At 43.5% G+C, this 21268-nt stretch carries 23 protein-coding genes and 1 other annotated feature; of the genes, 7 read left to right on the plus strand and 16 right to left on the minus strand.

Translation table 11 applies throughout. The annotated features are described in order from the left end of the window. Positions 1-1276: 1276 nt before the first annotated feature. Complete coding sequence (locus QNI08_RS02520) at positions 1277-2185, minus strand: DNA-3-methyladenine glycosylase 2 (RefSeq protein ID WP_285765839.1); 909 nt, start codon at positions 2183-2185, stop codon at positions 1277-1279. Between the two features lie 154 nt (positions 2186-2339). Between QNI08_RS02520 and QNI08_RS02525 the strand changes: the two genes are divergently transcribed. Beyond that, positions 2340-2930, plus strand: coding sequence for a bifunctional transcriptional activator/DNA repair enzyme AdaA (locus QNI08_RS02525; RefSeq protein WP_285765840.1), 591 nt, complete (start codon positions 2340-2342; stop codon positions 2928-2930). Next, on the plus strand, positions 2917-3441 hold the full coding sequence (locus QNI08_RS02530; protein ID WP_285765841.1) for a methylated-DNA--[protein]-cysteine S-methyltransferase: 525 nt from the start codon (positions 2917-2919) through the stop codon (positions 3439-3441). The genes QNI08_RS02525 and QNI08_RS02530 overlap by 14 nt, the downstream gene beginning before the upstream one ends. Before the next feature lie 42 nt (positions 3442-3483). Here QNI08_RS02530 and QNI08_RS02535 read toward each other — a convergent pair whose 3' ends face one another. From QNI08_RS02535 to QNI08_RS02545, 3 genes are all read right to left on the minus strand, one after another. Then, a complete protein-coding gene (locus QNI08_RS02535; RefSeq protein WP_285765887.1) occupies positions 3484-3924 on the minus strand; it encodes a DUF2690 domain-containing protein in 441 nt (146 codons plus the stop codon). 66 nt (positions 3925-3990) lie between these two features. Continuing rightward, positions 3991-4452, minus strand: a complete 462-nt coding sequence (locus QNI08_RS02540) for a YjfA family protein (protein WP_483313730.1) — start codon at positions 4450-4452, stop codon at positions 3991-3993. Positions 4453-4878: 426 nt separating this feature from the next. Next, the gene (locus QNI08_RS02545) at positions 4879-5145 is read right to left on the minus strand and encodes a transporter suffix domain-containing protein (RefSeq protein WP_352231187.1); all 267 of its coding nucleotides are present in this window, start codon (positions 5143-5145) and stop codon (positions 4879-4881) included. A 205-nt stretch (positions 5146-5350) separates the two neighbouring features. On the opposite strand from QNI08_RS02545, the gene QNI08_RS02550 reads away from it, so the two are divergent. The 3 genes from QNI08_RS02550 (at position 5351) to QNI08_RS02560 (ending at position 7982) form a co-directional block, all read left to right on the plus strand. Beyond that, positions 5351-6034, plus strand: a complete 684-nt coding sequence (locus QNI08_RS02550) for a copper homeostasis protein CutC (RefSeq protein WP_285765842.1) — start codon at positions 5351-5353, stop codon at positions 6032-6034. 113 nt (positions 6035-6147) lie between these two features. Then, complete coding sequence (locus tag QNI08_RS02555) at positions 6148-6648, plus strand: RrF2 family transcriptional regulator (protein ID WP_285765843.1); 501 nt, start codon at positions 6148-6150, stop codon at positions 6646-6648. Between the two features lie 116 nt (positions 6649-6764). Then, positions 6765-7982, plus strand: coding sequence for an NAD(P)/FAD-dependent oxidoreductase (locus QNI08_RS02560; protein ID WP_285765844.1), 1218 nt, complete (start codon positions 6765-6767; stop codon positions 7980-7982). An 87-nt stretch (positions 7983-8069) separates the two neighbouring features. Here the strand turns inward: QNI08_RS02560 and QNI08_RS02565 are convergent, their stop codons facing one another. The 6 genes from QNI08_RS02565 to QNI08_RS02590 all read right to left on the minus strand — a co-directional run bounded on the left by QNI08_RS02565 (position 8070) and on the right by QNI08_RS02590 (position 13796). Further along, the gene (locus tag QNI08_RS02565; RefSeq protein ID WP_285765845.1) at positions 8070-8810 is read right to left on the minus strand and encodes a MerR family transcriptional regulator; all 741 of its coding nucleotides are present in this window, start codon (positions 8808-8810) and stop codon (positions 8070-8072) included. A 449-nt stretch (positions 8811-9259) separates the two neighbouring features. Further along, entirely contained in the window at positions 9260-9406 is a 147-nt protein-coding gene (locus QNI08_RS02570; RefSeq protein WP_285765846.1) for a hypothetical protein, read from the minus strand. 56 nt (positions 9407-9462) lie between these two features. After that, positions 9463-10755, minus strand: coding sequence for a CitMHS family transporter (locus QNI08_RS02575; protein WP_285765847.1), 1293 nt, complete (start codon positions 10753-10755; stop codon positions 9463-9465). Between the two features lie 181 nt (positions 10756-10936). Beyond that, positions 10937-11641, minus strand: a complete 705-nt coding sequence (locus QNI08_RS02580) for a response regulator (RefSeq protein ID WP_285765848.1) — start codon at positions 11639-11641, stop codon at positions 10937-10939. 14 nt (positions 11642-11655) lie between these two features. Then, a complete protein-coding gene (locus QNI08_RS02585; protein WP_285765849.1) occupies positions 11656-13254 on the minus strand; it encodes an ATP-binding protein in 1599 nt (532 codons plus the stop codon). An 83-nt stretch (positions 13255-13337) separates the two neighbouring features. After that, complete coding sequence (locus QNI08_RS02590) at positions 13338-13796, minus strand: VOC family protein (RefSeq protein WP_285765850.1); 459 nt, start codon at positions 13794-13796, stop codon at positions 13338-13340. A gap of 359 nt (positions 13797-14155) precedes the next feature. Between QNI08_RS02590 and QNI08_RS02595 the strand changes: the two genes are divergently transcribed. Beyond that, on the plus strand, positions 14156-15544 hold the full coding sequence (locus tag QNI08_RS02595; protein ID WP_285765851.1) for an L-cystine transporter: 1389 nt from the start codon (positions 14156-14158) through the stop codon (positions 15542-15544). 49 nt (positions 15545-15593) lie between these two features. Here QNI08_RS02595 and QNI08_RS02600 read toward each other — a convergent pair whose 3' ends face one another. The 3 genes from QNI08_RS02600 to QNI08_RS02610 all read right to left on the minus strand — a co-directional run bounded on the left by QNI08_RS02600 (position 15594) and on the right by QNI08_RS02610 (position 17540). After that, positions 15594-16346, minus strand: a complete 753-nt coding sequence (locus QNI08_RS02600; RefSeq protein WP_483313732.1) for an HAAS domain-containing protein — start codon at positions 16344-16346, stop codon at positions 15594-15596. A gap of 11 nt (positions 16347-16357) precedes the next feature. Further along, the gene (locus tag QNI08_RS02605; protein ID WP_285765853.1) at positions 16358-16711 is read right to left on the minus strand and encodes a PadR family transcriptional regulator; all 354 of its coding nucleotides are present in this window, start codon (positions 16709-16711) and stop codon (positions 16358-16360) included. 142 nt (positions 16712-16853) lie between these two features. After that, positions 16854-17540, minus strand: a complete 687-nt coding sequence (locus QNI08_RS02610) for an ArsR/SmtB family transcription factor (RefSeq protein WP_285765854.1) — start codon at positions 17538-17540, stop codon at positions 16854-16856. A 103-nt stretch (positions 17541-17643) separates the two neighbouring features. Between QNI08_RS02610 and QNI08_RS02615 the strand changes: the two genes are divergently transcribed. Continuing rightward, on the plus strand, positions 17644-18255 hold the full coding sequence (locus QNI08_RS02615) for a flavin reductase family protein (protein ID WP_483313733.1): 612 nt from the start codon (positions 17644-17646) through the stop codon (positions 18253-18255). A gap of 108 nt (positions 18256-18363) precedes the next feature. Here QNI08_RS02615 and QNI08_RS02620 read toward each other — a convergent pair whose 3' ends face one another. From QNI08_RS02620 to QNI08_RS02630, 3 genes are all read right to left on the minus strand, one after another. Continuing rightward, positions 18364-19023 carry a phosphatase PAP2 family protein gene (locus QNI08_RS02620; RefSeq protein WP_285765856.1) on the minus strand — a complete coding sequence of 220 codons (660 nt, stop codon included), beginning with the start codon at positions 19021-19023 and terminating at the stop codon, positions 18364-18366. 196 nt (positions 19024-19219) lie between these two features. Next, positions 19220-20569 carry an amino acid permease gene (locus QNI08_RS02625; RefSeq protein WP_285765857.1) on the minus strand — a complete coding sequence of 450 codons (1350 nt, stop codon included), beginning with the start codon at positions 20567-20569 and terminating at the stop codon, positions 19220-19222. Positions 20570-20628: 59 nt separating this feature from the next. Continuing rightward, positions 20629-20864, minus strand: a binding site (T-box leader). A gap of 100 nt (positions 20865-20964) precedes the next feature. Then, a partial coding sequence (locus tag QNI08_RS02630; RefSeq protein ID WP_285765858.1) for a hypothetical protein occupies positions 20965-21268 on the minus strand: 304 nt, incomplete at its 5' end.

Below are 21268 nucleotides of genomic sequence, written 5' to 3' on the forward strand. Positions count from 1 at the left end.
CACCCCTATATGATTGAATGATATAAGGTATGTTGAATGGACGTATCGTGTATGGGCTCCTTGACGACGGATCTGCATGATACATCGGATTTTATCTCCGAGAAAGGGAATTATTGACCACACCTTCTGCTTTATCTCCGAATTTGGTGATTTATCCACCATACTTTCTGATTTATCTCCGAATTTGGTGATTTATCTACCAAACTTCCTGCTTTATCTCCGAATTTGGTGATTTATCTATCAAACTTCCTGCTTTATCACCGGATTGGTGATTTATCCACCATACTTCCTGTTTTATCTCCGAATTTGGTGATTTATCTATCATACTTCCTGTTTTATCTCCGAATTTGGTGATTTATCTATCATACTTCCTGCTTTATCACCGGATTTGGTGATTTATCTACCATACTTTCTGATTTATCTCCGAATTTGGTGATTTATCTACCAAACTTCCTGCTTTATCTCCGAATTTGGTGATTTATCTATCATACTTCCTGTTTTATCTCCGAATTTGGTGATTTATCTATCATACTTCCTGCTTTATCACCGGATTTGGTGATTTATCTACCATACTTTCTGATTTATCTCCGAATTTGGTGATTCATCTACCAAACTTCCTGTTTTATCTCCGAATTTGGTGATTTATCCACCACACTTCCTGTTTTATCTCTGAATTGGTGATTTATCTATCATACTTCCTGTTTTATCTCCGAATTGGTGATTTATCCACCATACTTTCTGTTTTATCTCCGAATTTGGTGATTTATCCACCATACTTTCTGTTTTATCTCCGAATTTGGTGATTTATCTACCAAACTTCCTGCTTTATCTCCGAATTTGGTGATTTATCTATCATACTTCCTGCTTTATCACCGGATTTGGTGATTTATCTACCAAACTTCCTGCTTTATCTCCGAATTTGGTGATTTATCTATCATACTTCCTGTTTTATCTCCGAATTTGGTGATTTATCTACCAAACCTTTTGCTTTATCACCGGATTGGGTGATTTATCCACCATACTTCCTGTTTTATCTCCGAATTTGGTGATTTATCTACCAAACCTTTTGCTTTATCACCGGATTGGGTGATTTATCTATCATACTTCCTGTTTTATCTCCGAATTTGGTGATTTATCCACCATACTTCCTGTTTTATCTCCGAATTTGGTGATTTATCTACCAAACCTTTTGCTTTATCACCGGATTTGGTGATTTATCTATCATACTTCCTGTTTTATCTCCGAATTTGGTGATTTATCGGCGACTTGCATGGATTCAATAAAGCATTCTCCACAAGTAAAATGTTGCGTACGACTCCCAGTCAGACCAGGCTTCGGACCAGTTTTGGATTTCGGCTTTCGTGGGTTTGCTTTCCCTATTAAGGACCAGCTTGATGGAATTATGAAGACCGACGTCATCGATTGGAAATGCAGCTGGGAACCGTAAGCATCTCATCAGGACATAATGCGCTGTCCATGGGCCGATCCCGCGTATTTTCGTCAGCATTTTTTCAGCGGTCTTTACATCTTTTGCATGCAGCAGCTTTTCCTTCGTAAGTTCCCCATTTGCAATGAGCTGAGCTACATCAATTAAGTACTCGCATTTCTTCACGGTCATCCTCAAGACGGAAAGATCTTCTACGGTTAATCCCGCTATCGATTCAGGTGTCGGAAACAGCCAATGCGACTTCCCCTCGTATTCCACTTTTTCACCAAATGCTTCTACAAGTCTCCGCTTCAGGGTATAGGCATACGTCAAGTTAATCTGCTGTCCAAGAATTCCCCAGGCAATAGCTTCAAATAAATCCGGGATGCCCATGTTCCTTAAACCGAAGAATTGGCTGACCGGCCTTTGCAATAAAGGGTCTTTTTTAGCAAGCTCATAAAAAGGCAAAAGGTTGGTATCCAGGTCGAACCAGTTGCGGATGTAGGCAGAAATAGCATCCAAAGCAGACTTGTCGATTGGGGCAGTTCGGCCTGGTATTCGAACGCGCAGTTCCGTATCATTCCACTCACTGATTTCTATCAAAAGCCTTTCGTTTCCGAAGGCCAAGGCACGATAAATTTTTTGATCGACAATATTGAACAAACATTCATTGGCAGATCTTGATAAGTATATAAGATTTTCCGCAAAGCAAAACTCATTTGGTACATGGATGGTCCATTCGAATACTGTCTCTTTCAATCATGCTCCTCCTTTTTCGGTTTCCTCCATTCTTTCTTTACTCTTTTATCTTAACCCTTTAACAAGCCAAAATGAATTACGTTATCTTGCTTTTATATGATCGTTTTGTTTGCATCTCCTTACTTTCTTGTATACTAAAAGAGAGGTGAGCAGCGTGATTTCATATATTCCCAATGATTACTGGAAGGCCATCGTCGATTGTGATGCAGCGTATAATGATCAATTTTTATATGCCGTAAAGACGACAGGCATTTTTTGCAGGCCCTCCTGTAAATCCCGGGTGCCGAATAAGGAAAACGTGAAGATTTTCAAAAATGCCAGAATGGCCCTGGAGGAGAATTTCCGTCCTTGTAAAAGATGTAAACCGGAAGGATTGAATTTGCCAATCGAGGAATGGATTGAGCATATAGCCGATTGGCTCGACCACCATTTCTGTGAATCGCTTACATTAAATAAAATCGCCGATATTTCCCACGGGAGTCCGTATCATTTACAACGAACCTTCAAGCGGGTGAAGGGGATGACGCCGACTGAATATATTCAGCGCCTCCGAATCGACAGAGCTTGCAGTCTCCTCGAAAGCTCCGGGCAGTCTGTGGCAGACATAGGCCTGGCCGTAGGTTTCTCAAGCACACCCTATTTCATGACATTATTCAAGAAGAAGATGGGCACAACACCAATGGGCTATCGGCAAGATACCATAAAAAAAGCGACGAAGGAGCGTGAACAAGATGCAAACCGTTGACTGGTCGATCCTGGAGTATGATATTTGGCAAGTATACCTCGCCAAGACGGAGAAAGGACTCTGCTATGTAGGTTCACCGGGACAATCATTCCAGGACCTGGGCTCATGGATGCAAAAGCACTTCTCGACGGCCAAGCTTATTGAAAATCCCGTGGCATTGAAGCCTTATATGCAAGAGCTGCAAGAATATTTCCAAGGAGACCGACGCTCCTTTTCATTTCCAGCAGATGTAAACGGCACACCCTTTCAACAAGAAATTTGGGCCGCCCTTAAGCAAATTCCTTATGGAATGACTTGTTCCTACTCTGATATTGCCCAACTCATCCAAAGACCTGCAGCCGTTCGGGCGGTCGGCACGGCCATTGGCGCCAATCCGGTATTGATCACGGTGCCTTGCCATCGGGTCATCGGAAAGAACGGCGCCATTACCGGTTACCGCGGCGGTACGGAGATGAAACAATATTTACTTCAATTGGAAGCTAAATATCGCGGAAATGACCTACCTACCTAAAAAAGCATCCGATCATTATTCGGATGCTTTCAGTCCTTGCCGCTAAAACCAGATGGTCACCGCTTTATTATACGCATCGCTATTAGGGATCGCATGAATCCCTTGCGCCTGGGCTTTCCTTGGGTCCAGGCCGTAGACCATAGGTGTATAACAAGAAGTCTGCCCCTTATTCACCACGCCATTGCCTTCTGCGCTTTCGCATGTATACGCCTTGCCATCCGTGCTGCGGACGATCCTGGCATCCGCTTCATGATTATAGACGGCTGGGCGGGTGACAGTGACTTTCGCCCAGGCGGTTTTACAAGTTGTGCTGAATTTCAATTCTACATACGAAACGGAATCGATCCATACTTTATCCTTCGTTACCGCCGAATTTGCACACCCATTATAGTTAGGGCTTTTTCCATCGAAACTATGGGTTTCTGCCAATGCCTGATCATGGCCGATGACCATGAAATCCAGCATGAACAGCGAAACTGTCATCAATAGCGATATACCGAGCATTTTGCATATATTCAATTTCTTCACCCTTTCTCGAAATCAAACTCCTTAATACCAGCCTGTTTCTCCCGCTGTATAGGGCCAATAACCGACCGCTTTCGCTTTCCGTGGATCTAAATCATATACCATCGGCGTATAGCAGGTTGTTTGCCCTTTATTGATTTCGCCATTTCCTCCTGGAGAAGCGCAGCTATATTGCTTATTATCGGTGCTGCGGACAACCAATGCAGTCGCTTCGCCATCCGATTTTGCCGGCCGGCTAAGCGTGATCTTTGCCCATGCCGTTTTACAGGTGTTGCTGAATTTCAGCTCCAAATCGGCTGTAGCACCATTCGCATTGATCTTCACAGACTTCTTGGTCACGGCACTATCCGCACAATCATTATAGTAAGGACTTTTTCCATCATAGTTGTGGGTTTCTGCAGACGCCCTGCCGGTAAATGAATCCAGTGCGCCAAAAGCGACTAATAAAGCAGCTAATAATGAAAAACATAACACCATTTTTTTCATGGTTCCTCTTCACCCCTTAACAAAATTTATACACTGTTCATCTTACAATTTTGTCATATTCTTACAAGTGATAAATTCCCTAATTAAGGAAAACCCATTTCGAATACATAGCCCAGTCTGGTATATAACGGGTTTTCCTCCATTTCACTTCAGAGACAAAGTATAAATTCCCATGAGGAATTCAGTGCAAAAGGGCGAACAAAAGGAAATCCACTGGAGAAAACAAGCCATTAGCCCATCACTGCGAGTGATGACGGACAGGCCATTGTACTTAAATGCAATAAGAAAAAGCCCCGCAAAACCCAAAAAGTTTTGGCGGGGCTATATTTTAGCCTCTGAAGTTTTTCCTGATGAGGGGAATGATGCTTTTATAATAGGAAATGTCATGCGGCACAAAATCGTTTCTGCTAGCGTTTCGATCGATACTCAGCCTTTTTCTTTTCGCCAATTTTTCGGGTTCAGATAGCTTTTGTATTTCGCTGCGACTTCTTTGCCGACCAACAGCGCCCCCGCCCAAAACATGACTTCAGCGAATACGATGGCACCCGTGATGACCCCCGCTTTTGCCGCACCCGATAATGGCGTGAAAGGAGTGATCACCGGAATGATCCAAGTGAGCAGGGATATGATCAAGAAGCCCATTCCTATTTTGTAAAACCTTGATTTCGTTACTCCCTTACCTTCTTTTTCCAACTAAATAACCTCCGTTATGCTGATGGTCCGTTCATGACTCTGCCTGTCATCCATCTTTCATTTTCATATGTTCTGTTTTTATACGTATGAATGGTCATTTCGTTTCATATTTCATGAAGAAATTTCGGTTGGTTTGACTTTACGATTTTTAATGGTTTTAATTAGCTTATACATAAAGCTGAGCCAAGAAAGGATATTCCAAATCATGTACATCGAATTCATTGCCACGACCATTGAGGATGCCCAGTTAATCGAAAAAGCGGGCGCAGATCGGATCGAGCTGGTCAGCTCCCTAACTGAAGGAGGCTTGACACCAAGCCACGGCCTGATTGAGGCTTGCGTCCGTGCTGTAAAGATTCCCATCAACGTGATGGTAAGGCCGCATAGCCAATCGTTTACTTACTCGGAAAGAGACAAGGAAATCATGAAAAATGATATCCGGATCATACGGTCGCTAGGAGCGAATGGAGTCGTAATGGGGGCCTTGAATGAACGAAAGGAACTCCATCAAAGACACCTGGAGGAGCTGATTGCGGAATGTGAAGGCCTGGAGATCACATTTCACCGCGCGATCGATGATACACCGGACCCCGTCCAATCAGCGGAGATGTTAGCTCGGTATCCTGAAATCACAACGATATTGACCTCCGGGGGACATGGCGATCTCGCAAGCCGCATGCGGACCATCCAGCGGATGAAAGGAGTCTCTGGCAACATTGCACTCTTGGTCGGAAGCGGTCTGAATAAGGATAACATCCTTTCCATTTCTGCCGAATTGAATACCGGCTATTACCATTTCGGAACGGCCGTGCGGAAAAATAACAGTCTCATTGAGGGTGTAGAGCTAGAAAAAGCGAAAGAAATCGTTAACTTGCTAAAAAGGCGATGAGATGGTGGCAGGGATCGGTTCTTCGATCCCTTACCGTTTTCATTTGACAGGAATCACAAAATCAAGTACATTAAATTATAGATAAACTGTATCTGTAATAGGAGGTTGTTTTCTTGCAATTCAGTATAGGAGTGGAATATGCTCTTCATTGCCTGACTTACTTTGTTGACACTCCTTCCGGGACAACAATTGGAGTCAAGGAACTAGCAACATTTCAAGGCGTTTCCGAAACATACCTTTCCAAGATCTTCACAAAATTAAAAAAGGCAGGTATCGTGCGTTCCATGCCCGGTGTTAAAGGCGGCTATGAATTGGCCAAACAACCGAGCAAGATCAATTTTTGGGATGTGATCGCAGCAATCGAAGGCAATCAGCCTTTTTTCCAATGTGCAGAAATCAGGCAAAAATGCATATTGCTTGAAGGAAAAGAAAATGACCCCAAGAGCTGTGCACCTTGTACGATCAATGTCGTCATGCTCGAAGCTGAGGAATTGATGCGCGAACATCTCAAGACTAAAACGATCGCCTGGTTGAATGAAACGATACTTTCCAAACAGAAGGTCCAGCACGAAGAAGGCGTCAACTGGTTTCGGGAAGCATTGAATCGTCGATAATTGTAGCAACGGAACCTTCGTTCCAATGCTACATTCCTTGACTTTTAAAATTTTTTACCCTTAATTACAGATAATGATTATCTATTATATATATAATTAAAAGGAGGAATTTAGTAATGAAACGAATCGTCATTATTGGTGGAGGCTTTGCAGGTGTATGGAGTGCAATAAGTGCTGCACGGCAATTGCATGAACGACAAATCGAACGTACGGAAGTGGAGGTTGTTTTAGTAAATCGGGATCCTTATTTTGGCGTCCGTCCACGATTTTACGAACAAAATCCGCAAAATTTACGAATCCCTTTAAGCCAGGTCCTGGATCCGGTTGGCGTTCGCTTCATCGAAGGCGAGGCCGGAAAAATCGATACCAATGAACAAAGTGTGTCGGTTCGTCAAAAAGACGGGCAGCTGGATCTCGCGTATGACCGTTTGGTCTTTGCAGCTGGAAGTCAATTGGTGCTACCTGATCTCGCTGGATTACATGAATATGCTTTTTCTACGGATACATATCAGGAGGCACTCAAGCTTGATGATCATATCAATGGGTTGATTGACTCGGATCATGTTGAAGGCAAATATACCGCGGTAGTTGTTGGTGCCGGTTTTACAGGAATCGAGATTGCCTCGGAAATGACCGACCGCCTGAAAAAAGTCGCTAAGCAAGAGAATAAAGAATCAGAAGTAAAAGTCATACTTGTGCAAAGAACATCTGCCGTAGCTCCTGATATGGGAGAACATTCCCGTCCAATCGTTGAACAAGCTTTACGTGATATGAATATTGAAACCTATGTAAACGAGACAGTGAGTTCAATAGACTCGGAGGGGGTGACCTTACAATCAGGAGGCCGCATTCCTGCATTAACGGCCATTTGGTCAGCTGGTGTTAAAGCAAGCCCATTGGCTGAACACTTCCCTGTGGAAAAGGATGAATTGGGACGCATGCCAGTCGATGAAAACTTGCGAGTAATAGGATTGCCTTCCGTCTTCACTGCTGGTGATACCGCTCTGGCGATGACCGATGAAGATCATGCAGCCTTAATGACTTGCCAGCATGCCATGCCTCAAGGCAAGATTGCCGGCCATAACGTTGTGTGCGACTTACTTGGCATCGAGGGAATTCCCTACAAGCAGGAACAATATGTCACATGCCTTGATCTAGGTCCATGGGGTGCTCTCTTTACGAACGGCTGGGACCGCATTCCGCAATATCAAGGGGAAGAAGCGAAAAAAATTAAAATGAATATCAATCAAGCGGTCATTTATCCGCCTTTAACAGGAAAACGCGAGGATCTCTTCGAAGCCTCTACACAAATCATTCCAGATACAAGCATATAACGGACTGATCCATAAACTGAAACGGCGAAGGCTTCTTGGCCTCCGCCGTTTTTTTTTGGCCATTCGTTTCCTGGAATATTCGCTTTGCTACCGCTTTTCGTTTACGTCCGCAAAGTGCGCCATCGCATCACACATGAATTGGGCTAACCCCTCACCATATTGATCGATGTTTTTCGTGAAGCGTTGGTCGTGGACATACATTTGTCCTAATCCTTTGAAAGCATCAAGTGAATAGGCTCCGAAGTTATTGTTCAAGCAATCATACCATTCCTTGATCGCTGCCTGTGCCTCCTCCGACCGAGGCGAGACCGTGCGGATCGAGGCAAGTTTTGTATAAATTTCCGAAACCGCTTTTTGTGTTTCTTTCGACAAGCCCGCCACTTTGGCATTCGCTTCATCGACCGCTTCATCGCCCCAACGCTTGCGGGCTTCCTGTTCATATGGATTATGACTGAAATCAAACCCTTCGAATCTTTCTTCGTTCGTCATTTGGATTTCCCCTTTCATATGCTTGATCGTTTTATCAATCGTGTTAATCAATATATCAAGCTGGCTGCGCTTCTCCATGAGCATTTTTTGATGCTGCCGCAGTGCTTCCTCCTTATTGAAAGTGGAGCTGCTTATCATTTGTTTGATTTCCTTTAACGGCATGCCCAGTTCCCGAAAAAAAAGGATTTGCTGCAGCATCTCCAGATTTTCTTTCGAATAAAGACGATAACCGGTGGCGGTGGTTTCCTCTGGCGATAATAACCCGATTTCATCATAGTAATGCAAGGTCCTAACGCTGATGCCCACCAATTCGGCCAATTCCTTCACTTTCATTGCCACTGCCCCTTACCTCCTTTCGTTATCATTCACTTTACGCTATTACGCAACGTGAGGGTCAAATGTTTTTAAATCCTATTCATTTCATGCTGTTCCCCATCTGTTTTAAAGATAGGGTAAGGGACTTGTTCTTCCGTTACCAGCTTTGGAGGCGAATGAAGGAAACTTCCTCCTTTTAGCTTATTTTCTTCCGATAAAGGATACATCCCCACCCCTTCCCTAATTCTTCAAAGAACGGACCAAGCAGTAAGATTCATTTGAAAGCTGCATGGAACGAAATCATATTATGGGCGGTTGCCCCCTGCCCCAGCACTTCTTGCCTACTGTGGTCATGAATCTAGCCAGGGTCACCGCAAAAATCATTGGTGATTCAGACTCAAATAAAGGAAAACCCCAAAAAAGCCGTAGCTCTTTCGGGGTAAGTTTTGTGTTATGCTGCTGTGCGAGACCTGTTATGCTAAACCTGGGTCATTGAAGTAAATGACTTCCGATAGAATCCTGTTTCCTTCAATAGTACAGTACACTTCCCTTGCGGCTTGTTCCGTTTCAAATTCATACATGACAATCCCTCTGTTTTTATAGAGTGTGATGATCCACATTGAAAAAACCTCCCATGATCAGACTTGGTCATAAGATAGGGCAGCATTCCTGTTGACTAGATGACTCCAATGATTAACGCCGCTATCGTCATGACAGTGACGGTTCCCAATGCCCATTTCACCGCGAACCGCTGGATATCCCTGAAATCAGTGCCAACCAAACCTATCAGCAAATGGGCTGCCGCCACCAATGGACTCAGTACGTGTATCGGCTGGCCGATCAATGAGGCACGTCCTATTTCCGCCGCGCTGATCCCGTAAGCATCGGCGGCTTGTGCAATGATGGGAAGTACGCCAAAATAGAAGGCATTATTGGACATAAAGAACGTGAATGGTGCACTGGCATACGCCACGATCACCGGTAAAAACGGTCCCATAGGTTCCGGGATCAGCGAGACCAATGTAAGGGCCATGGCATCGATCATTTTCGTTCCAGACATGATACCGGTAAAAATCCCGGCTGCGATGACGATGGACACGACGGCCAATGCGTTTTTCGAATGGACGGCAATCCGATCCTGCTGATCTTTCAAATCCGGATAGTTGACCACTAACGCAATGGCGAATGCAATCATAAATAAGATGGTCAAAGACATAAAATCAATGATTAATGATGCCATAAGCACAACCGTTAAAATGAAATTGAACCAGACCAACTTCGGGCGGCGATAATCCCGGGAGACGGTTGTGGCCGCTAACTCGGCATGAGCCTCCGAATTATGCTGGATCTCTATGATGCCCAATCTTTTTCGTTCCTTTTTACCCAAAATGAAGGCTGCAGCAAGAACCCAAAGGAGACCAAAGCCCATGACTGGAATCATCGGCAAGAACAATTCGGATGCATCAAGATTCAAAGAAGCCATGGCCATGGCAGAAGCTCCTCCCCATGGTGTCATGTTCATGACACCCATGGATAACATCGCTACGGTGGCTAAGATCAGTTTGTTCATTCCCAGCCGTTTATAAAGGGGGAATAGTGCTGAAACAGTAATGATGTAAGTGGTTGTCCCATCCCCATCCAGGGCGACGGTCATTGAGAGAATCGCCGTTCCCACTACTATTTTCAGCGGATCTCCTTTTACTATTTTCAATATTTTAGAAATGAGCGGATCAAATAAACCGGAGTCTATCATTATTCCAAAATATAAAATCGCAAATAAAATCATGATCGCTGTTGAGGCAATGCCTTCAACACCATCCTGCATCATCGGCCCCAGTTCGGTTAAAAATCCTCCAATCACGCCAAATATGATTGGCACGAGCATGATCGCCACGAGGGCAGATAGTCGCTTCGACATAATTAAATACATGAATACAGCAATCATGGAAAACCCTAAAATCGATAACATCTTCTTACTCCCTTCCTTATCGGTAGAAAAACGTGATAGCGCTTTCTTTAGAGACTATCATCCTCTACGCTTTCTTCACATATAAAGAAAATAATTAGAGTTTTTTTTATAAATCGAGTTTTTTTCATTTTTTTCACGCTCGGAAATAAAAAAACGCCAATGAGGAAGGGGTATTCCAGCATTAGCGGTTTTTTATTTTATATTTCCTCTCGGGCCTTCCCACGCCTCCATACAGCACTTCGACTTCCATTTCATTGCAGGAAACCAAATACTCCAAATACCTACGCATGGTAGAATAGCTGATTCCTGCGAGCTGCCCCAGTTCATCGGCATTTAAACTGCCAGTGACGTCCTGGATCTTACTGCGAACCATCTTCAAAGTATGCTTGTCAATTCCCTTGGGCAAGGAATTCAATTGGTCATCATTCGCCGCAGCTGACTGACTTGTAGTCCGAAACAGGGTATCCAGCTTTTCTTGGTTTACAAGGTTATTATCATCCAGCTGCTTTCTCATCAGGTCGTATTGGTTAAGTGTCGCAAGCAGCTTATCGATGATGATCGGTTTTATAAGATAACCAAAAGCCCCGCCCCTAATCGCCTCACTGACTGTTTCGGTATCGTTCGCGGCAGTGATTAAGATCACATCGATCCCCCGGTATTCGCTCCTGATTTCCCTAAGAAGGTCAATTCCGTTCATATCCGGCAAAAAGATGTCCAATAAAATCAAGTCCGGTTGTGCCACATCCAATATGTCCAACGCCTGCTTGCCTGTACTGGCGGTGGCAATGACAGTGAATTGGTCCAGTTGATTGGTGAAATGTTTATATATGTTCACTGCATTCTCGTCATCTTCGACGATGACGACGGTAATCGGTGCCTTGGACATACGTACGCCTCCTTTCATGCTTTACGATCCTTCGGCAAGGCAATCGTAAATCTCGCTCCGCCCAAATGACTGCGGTCGATATAAATTTGACTGTTTAGAAGGCCAATCGAATTTTTTACAATGGCCAAGCCGATCCCATGGTTTTCCCCGGTTTTCGTCGTATATCCATTCGTAAAAATCATATCTTCCATTCCAGGAGGGATGCCTGGACCATTATCCTCAATATCAAATATAATTTCATTGCCTAAGTCGGTAAATGAAACTTTGACCTTCCCATTGTTTTTGTTCAGCTGCCATGCTGCTTCCATCGCATTATCAATGACATTGCCTATAATCGAAACCAGGTGATGGGAATCCTCTGGCTTTAATGAGCTGTCTAAATTGCTTTCCTGATCTATTTCCAGCATAACCTGCAATTCCTTCGAGCGGTTTTTCTTTCCAAGTAAGCAGGCGGCAATTAAAGGATCTTGAACCGATGACATCAGAAACGAAATGATGTCCTGCCTTTCCCTCACTTCGGAAGAGATGATATTCAAGGCCCGGTCATACTGCTTTAAGCTAAGCAAGCCATAAATGGTATTCAATTTGTTCAAGAACTCATGATTTTGGGCACGCATATTTTCTGAAAAGGCCTTGATTTCTGAAAATTCTTCCGTCAATTGTTCAATTTCGGATACGGTCCTTATCGTTAACACGATGCCCCTGACGTCCTTATGATTCAAGATCGGTGATAAATCCACGATGTATAGCTGCTGACCCAAAAGCAGCTTGCGATTGTATGTCCCCTCTTTTGTGCTGAAAACACTTTTGATGAGTTTTTCCAATTGGCCATCCACTATCCTCTTTCCCACCATAAGCTGATGATCATGGAACAACTCGCGTGCCCTTTTGTTCATGGAAGTGACCTGTTTCCCAATATTGATCGTAATGGTGGCATTCCGGATGGAATCGAGGGTCGCTTCCCTTTCTTGATACAAAAAGGAAATTTCCTCCGGTTCTAAACCTAGAATAAGTTTTTTTAAGCGCCGCGCAATGAATATGGCCCATACGATTCCTGCCAGGATGGGGATCAGCGACAATTGAAAGATTTTCATTTTATAATTGGATAGCTGATTTTGCACATTCTCCACTAAAAAACCGACAGAAGAAACACCGATAATCTCGCCTTTATCATTCATGATGGGCGTCTTCGCTTTAATGGCCGGTCCCGATATCCCATTTCCTTGATAAATGATCGATTTATGTTCATTGAAAACGGCATCATTACTGGTTGCCGTAGGTTTCCCGATATATGCCGGATTAGGATGGGAATAGCGTAGTCCCATATGGTTCGCAATGGTTACATAATCGGCACCTGTAGTATGGCGGATCCTTTCCGATTCGGGCTGGATCACATCCGATGGATGATCCTCATTGAACCCTTTGATGATTTTTGGGTTCTGAGCCGCTAATTTGGCCACCGTCATCGCCTGCTTGCCCATATAGTTTTCAACGATATCTTCCAGCAATGAAGAAAACAAAATGCTCACAAGCAAAGTACTGATAAAAACGACGAAAATGATGAGTAAGGTCATTTGAGTCAATAAATTCACTTTAAAATGTTTAACGTCCACGTTTCTGCCTTTCAGCCTTTCCGTATCGATGGCTCATACTCTTAAAATATTTTTCTCCATCTTGCCTGTATGTAAAAACACCGTCACCTGATCAAAAGAGCCTCCCATTCCTCCAATGAAAGCTTATCGGTCAACTGCTTATACCTATCCGGGACTTCAACGCTACACATCAATTCCAAGCCATTGCCATCCGGATCTTGAAAGTAGACCGAGGCATTCCCTTGATGCGGACGAACGAAAGGTTCGATGGACATCCCTTTTCTAAAAGGGACCGCCTCGATTTGCAAGGATTGGAGCCAGGATATTGCCCTTTTCATATTTTGATAAGAAACTCGAAAAGCAATATGCCTTAATGACGGGTGATAAGGGATTTTGGATTCGTTTCCCTCCCAAAGACCGACCCAGCTTTTGTTCTCCTCGATCCAAAAGAAGGCCGTCACTTCATCCCTCCAAGCAAACTTCAAACCTATTTTTTTATAAAAATCAATTGAAACGTCCAAATCCGCGACTGGTAGGTGAGCTTCGTATAAACCTTCTATCATGGTGTAATCCTCCCTTATCCTTTTTTAGTACCGAGAGCTTCTACTAATTATACATACTAGGAAATTCTTTCGGAATGGTTTTCCAAACATCCCTTGCTGGACACCATGATGCATTGACACCTTTCTTCATTATAAGATGGGAAGGCCCCTTTTTAATAGAAGAAAATAGTACCGACGATTTCTCCACTCTCGAAGCCATTCACCGGCTCCCTCATCTTTCCGTGAATATGGGAAGCATGGATTCTCTCCAAAGTCAAAAATAAATCATTTTCTTCTGGTAAAAAATCAACGGTTGATGTATCATTGTTTTCAAGTATTTATTATTCGTATTAGGTTAATCGGAATTAGGGGGAATATACATGATAGGTTACGTGTTTTTAAATTTGGCCATAATGCTCATTCTTTTAGGTGTTTTATTCTACATGAATAAGAAACACATCTCTTTCACAAAGAGAGTCTTTACCGGGCTTGGATTAGGAATCGTGTTCGGACTACTTTTACAGTATTTCTATGAACCGCAGTCAGACGCAATCGTTAAATCGGTCGATTGGTTTAACATTGTCGGCTCCGGATATGTAAAGTTCCTGCAAATGATCGTCATGCCGCTTGTTTTCATCTCGATCTTATCCGCATTTACAAGATTGAAGCTTACGAGCAATATTGGTAAAATCAGTGTCTTGATCATCGGGATCCTGCTGGGGACCACTGCCATTGCCGCAGCGGTCGGCATCACGTCGGCAACCGTCTTCAACCTTGAAGCCGTGCAGATCGAGCAAGGCGAAGCGGAATTAAGCCGCGGAGATCAAATATCTGAGACATACGGAACCATTCAGGATAAAACGATGCCACAGCAAATCCTTGAATTGATCCCGGCAAATCCGTTCCTCGATTTAACAGGGGCACGTCCGACATCAACGATTTCCGTCGTGATTTTTTCTGCATTCCTTGGTATGGCCTATTTAGGGGTCAAAAGAAAGCAGCCCGAACATGCTGAATTCTTCGCCAAAATAGTAGATACATTGCATAGCATCACCATGCGTGTCGTAACGCTGATCCTGCGTTTAACACCATACGGCATCCTGGCGATCATGACGAAGACGGTAGCGACTAGTGATTTGGATGCGATCCTGAAGTTAGGGAAATTCGTCGGAGCCTCTTATGTGGCGCTGATTGTCATGTTCCTGATCCATTTATTATTGCTGACGCTTGCAGGGTTGAATCCAATGGTATATATGAGGAAAGCCTTCCCTGTATTATCCTTTGCCTTCACGTCAAGAACGAGTGCAGGTGCTCTGCCATTGAACATCCAAACACAGAAACAGCTAGGTGTCTCCGAGGGCATTGCCAACTTTGCCGGCTCGTTCGGCCTGTCCATCGGCCAAAACGGCTGTGCCGGCATCTATCCGGCCATGTTAGCGGTCATGATCGCACCGACAGTGGGCATCAACCCGCTTACACCTTCTTTCATTGCCATGTTGATCGCGATTGTAGCGATTAGCTCGTTCGGAGTTGCCGGAGTAGGCGGTGGGGCAACATTCGCTGCCATCCTCGTATTATCCGCCATGAACTTGCCAATCGCCTTGGCGGGTCTGTTGATTTCCGTCGAGCCATTGATCGATATGGGAAGAACGGCCGTGAATGTCAGCGGCAGCATGACTTCAGGTATCCTGACAAGTAAAATTACAGGCGACCTTGATAAACAGCAATTCAGCCAAGAATCTTCCTTGGAAGTGGAAGCTGAAATGTAATGGCAAAGGCACCAAACCTCCCCTTGAGGAAGTTTGGTGCCTTTTTTCCTTACACGCTTTTCGATTTTTTCAGCGTAATCCCACAATAAAGCAGGATGCCGAGCATCGTTATCAGGCTGCTCAAAACCAGCTTTACACTTTCCTGATAATCGGTATTGTCCATCAATAGGCTGGGACCAAAAAGAAGGAGGGGGATGATGATTGGAATCCACGTTTTACTCCATATGGATAAAAAGATGAATATTGAAATAGCTGCTATCACAGCCACAACGTTACCTGTATTTTCAAGTTTTACAAAAGGGGTGCCATATATTCCACTGAGAATGATGACACTTGCAAACAATGCGATCGAAATGATGCCTAGGGTGAATAGGAGGACACTTTGTCTTACCATGGATAATGTGTGACTTGCCAAATACCTGAAAGAGATCAGATAAACCACGATTGAAAGAAGTCCGGCCAAAGGATAGCCAATGAGCTCCAAAAATGAAAATTCGATGCCGCCATTCAGAGCTTTATCCATTACCAAATAGGAAGCTGCACCGAATAAAATCATTACGAGATATTTTAGAGAGCCCTTCACATCAACCGGCATTTCAGCAGAAATTTGCTCCATATATTCTTTTGGGCTGCTGCCTACAATATGTTCGACACTCTTATCGTTTCCCTCAGCCTCTAAAAGGTGAACCCCCAGTTCCTCCACGATCTCCTCGATTTCATCCGTATTCTTTCCATTTGCAATAAGGTATAGCCTGAGATTTTCCAAGAAATTCCGACTATCCTTGGACAATGGTGTATTCACATCAAGCAACGCTACACACCTCCCTTGTTCTTAACTATTTGGTTTACATTGACACTCAGCCTATTCCACCGTTCAATAAAGAGGTTTAATTCCTTTTCTCCCTTTTCCGATAAGGAATAATACTTTCGGTTAGGTCCTGCAGTTGATTTCCTTAAAGTTGTAAGGACCAATTTTTCTTTCTGCATACGAATCAATAATGGATAAATCGTACCTTCACTTAACGATTCAAACCCATACCTATTAAGCTTCTCGGCTAATTCATAGCCGTAAACTTCCCCTTCTTTCATGATCGCCAGTAAACAGCCTTCCAGAATTCCTTTAAGCATCTGCGTCGAGGACATAGAAATCGAAACCACTTCTTTCATAATCTTGTATAACCAAGTAGCGAATGGTGCTCATTTGCCTTGCATTGCAAGATAGGTTTATTTTACTGCCGTATTCCTTGGATGTCAAACCCTATAATTACAGATAATCCCTATAAAAAATGCAGATTTACCCTCTTTCAGGCTAAATCTGCAAAGAAAATGTTTCTATGAGTCCCTTTTTTCCGTCAGGCGTGATATTTATTGCTCGTGTATTGGGTACACGTTGAATCCAATTTAACTCTAACAGTCTCTCTAGAAGGGCATTTCCTAATGCTCCCGACAGGTGATGACGCCTTTCACTCCAATCTAAACATTTGTGAGTGAAGGAACGGCGCTTTTTCTTAATTCTTTTACAATCAATTTGAAAATGTGTAAAGAAAGCCTCTCCTTTTTCAGTAACGGAAAACCCGTTCTTATCTTCATAAAGAACACCCATTTTAATTAAAGATTCTGTTAACTGCACTCCCAAATTCCCTGCAAGATGATCATAACATGTTCTGGCAAGACGCATCGCTTTAGCTTCCGAAGCTTGTTTTAATGATTTAATTTCTATGGGTGGAGCTATGGATAGAAACGACTCCATAACTTGGGCAACTTCTTGATTTTGAATTCCATAATATCGATGTCTTCCCTGTTTTTCAACCATCACTATATTAGCATCGACCATTTTTGCTAAATGGAAACTAGCCGTTTGTGGTTTGATTCCTGCCATATAGGCTAATTCACTTGTAGTATGGTATCTGCCATCCAATAAGGTCGTTAATATGGCTGCACGAGAAGCTTCACTTACAAGAGTTGCAATCATTGCTACATTTGGATTTGCGTTCATTAATTAGCCAATCCTCCCCATCATGTAATCCATATTTCGATAATCATCGAAATAATTATATTTTACAATAAAGGAGATCATATGGATAGGAGGAGTAATGAATATGAATGACAGTCTAAACTCAAGCATAATTAAACCGAAAATTCTCTATTATGGTACACCAGTCATTTTACTGAATACGTTGAATGAGGATGGGACGGACAATATCAGCCCAATTTCATCGTCATGGGCTTTAGGTGATTGCATTATATTAGGAATTGGGCTTGGTGGAAAAGCAATAGAAAACATAAAACGACACCCCGAATGTGTCATCAATGTTCCGGATCCTTCATTATGGGAACATGTAGAAAGGTTGGCACCTTACACAGGAAAAAATCCGGTTCCAGACTATAAGAAAGAACAGGGCTTCATATATGGAAAAGACAAATTTTCTCTTAGTAACTTAACACCCATTGAGTCTATTTCAGTAAAAGCTAATCGAATCATGGAGTGTCCGCTTCAAATCGAAGCAACAGTGAAGCATATTCGAATTCCTGTACACTCTCCTGATTTTGCCATTGTCGAGACGCAAGCTGTACATGTACACGCTCATGAAGCCATCATTATTGAAGACAATCATATTGATCCAACTAAGTGGAGTCCACTTATCTATAATTTCCGCCATTATTTTGGTCTTGGTAACCAGTTAGGAAAAACCTTCCGTTCCGAAATATAATGAGGCCGCAGGACTTACTAAAAAGAACAGGTGAAGAAAAACGAATGGTTTTTCTTCACCTGCGAGAGTGACTTTTTTTTATAAATGAATCAGCTGCTTAGCCTGAGCTCATTTTTTCACTTGCCTTGCTGGAAAATGGCTGGCCTGATAAGCCGATATCGCTTGGAACATATACTGGATGGCAGCGTACATTCCACAAGCAAGGAGTATTCCAGCCAGGACATCCAATACGGCATGCTGTTTCGTGAATAGGGTCGATAAGATGATCAGTGTTCCGAATGCCGTAACGCCAGCATGCTCCCACTTATGCTGATGCCTCCGTTTGTGGACGACGATCATCATGATGAAGGTTGTCAGTACATGGATGCTGGGCAGGCAATTGACGGGTTGATCGTGGCTATAAACGAAACGCATCAAATGGGCAAAGATATCATTCCCCATCACTTCCGGACGGGGGACTGTCGACTGCCAAAGGCAATAGATAAGAAAACAGACGAGTTTTCCCGATACTAAACTGCCTAAAGCGACAAAATAGTGTTTACGGTCAACAAAACAATAGTAAATCAGCAATCCATAAATATACGGATACCACAGTAAATAAGGAACGACAAATGCCTTAACGAAGGGAATCTCTCCATCTATCATTGTCGTAACATCGACAGCGTGACCTGACGATTGATTGATGATTGAATAAATGGTACTAGTAAGCACCAGCAGCAAGGAGTACCATAGCGGGTGCAAGGGTAAAATAGAGTGGTTGTTTTTCATGATTAGCTCCGACTTTCAATATAATGGGTATTTTCCAAGGCTAATTATACTACATTTCATCCTAAAGGGATGGTTTATATGCTAATGTTAATGATTCCCTTGAACTATTAAAATGGTAATTTCCCTGTTCCGGATTTCCCCTCCATCCAAATGGCAATGAAAAAAGCCACGGTCTGCTGCCATGGCTTTTTTCATGCTAGATTTTGTGACGACTTTTTTTCCAAGCGTATGTTAAGGTAATGAAGATGTAGATGCAAAGCGTGATCAACGTCACGATCATCGATGTCGTGAAAATGATGCCGACCAAAATCATCAATAAGGCGATAATGGCCGCCCAGGTTGTATATGGGAACCATTTGACTGCATAGGCACCCGGTTTTCCGGGCTGCTGCTTACGTGACTTCAAATGGGCGAAGGCAATGATCAACCAAATGAACAGGACCGTGTATCCCAGCGATCCCATCAAGAAATCGAAGGTCTTGCTGCCGGCAAATAAGGAAATCAGTACACCGATATATAAAGCGGACGTACACATTAAAATGGCGTAAACCGGGACCTTCTTCTTGGACAAGCGTGAGAAGATAGTCGGGATGCGGCCGTCGACGGCTTGTGTATACAGGACGCGGGAGGAACCGTATAATCCTGAATTCATCGATGAAATGATCGCAAGTAACACTACGGCATTCATGATATGATCGGCACCCGGAATTCCCATCATTTGAAAGACCATCACGAATGGACTTTCCGGCACACCGTTCACTTCATTCCAAGGAATCAAGCTGACGATGATGAAAAATGGGATGATATAGAAGGAAATGATCCGTACCAATGTACTGCGAACCGCTTTTGGAACCACTTTTTCAGGATTTTTCGTTTCAGCCAATGTGACCCCAATAATTTCCGTGCCGCCATATGAATAGATGACCACCAGCATCGCCGTGATTAACCCTTTCGATCCATTCGGGAAGAAGCCGCCGTTGTCAGTCAAGTTGGAAAAACCGACTGCAGCATGATCGCCAAACGTTACAAGCAATAACAACAAACCAGCCAGGATGAAGACAATGATGACGGTGATTTTAATTAAGGCTAGCCAATACTCGGTTTCCGCAAAAACCTTTACCGACAGCAAGTTGACCGCCGTGACCAAAACGGATACCGCTAACGCCAACATCCAGATAGGATATCCAGGCAGCCAATATTGAAGGAAAATCGCCGCAACGATCGATTCGGCCGCAATGTTCAATACCCACATCTTCCAGTAAATCCAATCCAGGAAGTAGGCTGGATATTTTCCTAATATGGATTGGACCAAATCCCTGAATGTTCTTGCCCCGCTGTTTGCGACCGCCATTTCAGCCAAACCCTGCATGATGAATAAAAGGATGATCCCTCCAATCAAATAGGCAAGGATGACTGCCGGCCCTGCCATATCAATGGCAGAACTGCTTCCTTTAAATAAACCGGCACCGATGGCCCCGCCCAATGCCATCATCGTAATATGCCTCGAAGTCATTGTCCTCTGTAAATTCCTTTTGTCCGTTTCCATATCCTTACCTCCCATTAATCAAAAAAGGCATATCGTCTCTTCCTTCATAATCAAATGAAGAAAGAGACGATATGCCTTATGCTTACCGCGGTACCACTCTTTTTGGCTCTTTTCGAACCCTGCTCTTAAACCTTGTAACGAAGGTCACTCGTCAAAACAAAAGGAAAATAATAATCTTTCCCCCTCGCTTTACCACTCCCAGACAAGTTCAAAGTCTCATTGGACTGCGTTGCACCACCCCGCAGCTCTCTATACCGAATGAAGAGCTTTTACTACTCCTGTTCATTGCGTTTCAAAAATTATATCTGAATATTTTTATAATATCCATTACTATACGGACTCCGAGTAACTTTGTCAATAACTTTTTTAGGATAGTATTTTAACAGAAACAAATATTAGGAAATGATGATAGGCCGGCCATTTAGAACCAGTAAAATACTATTCGAAATAAAGCTTGTTGCTACATCCGAGAAAACCACTTTACTTTCCAGGCAAAGGACAGCAGAACGAGAGGCACGATTCTTGCGGAAAGCGAGTCCCTGAAGTGGATTGGAACAGGCTAAGGGGCAAATCCATTGAATCTGTGGACAATCAGCATCTATCCTCGTTTTCACGCATAGTGGATTGGAACGGAAGGGGCGAGACTCCTGCGGGACATGCGGTCTTGGGGAGACAGCCGCTGGCGCCAGCGCCGAGGCG

The organism is Peribacillus folii (assembly GCF_030271255.1).
GTDB lineage: Bacteria > Bacillota > Bacilli > Bacillales > DSM-1321 > Peribacillus.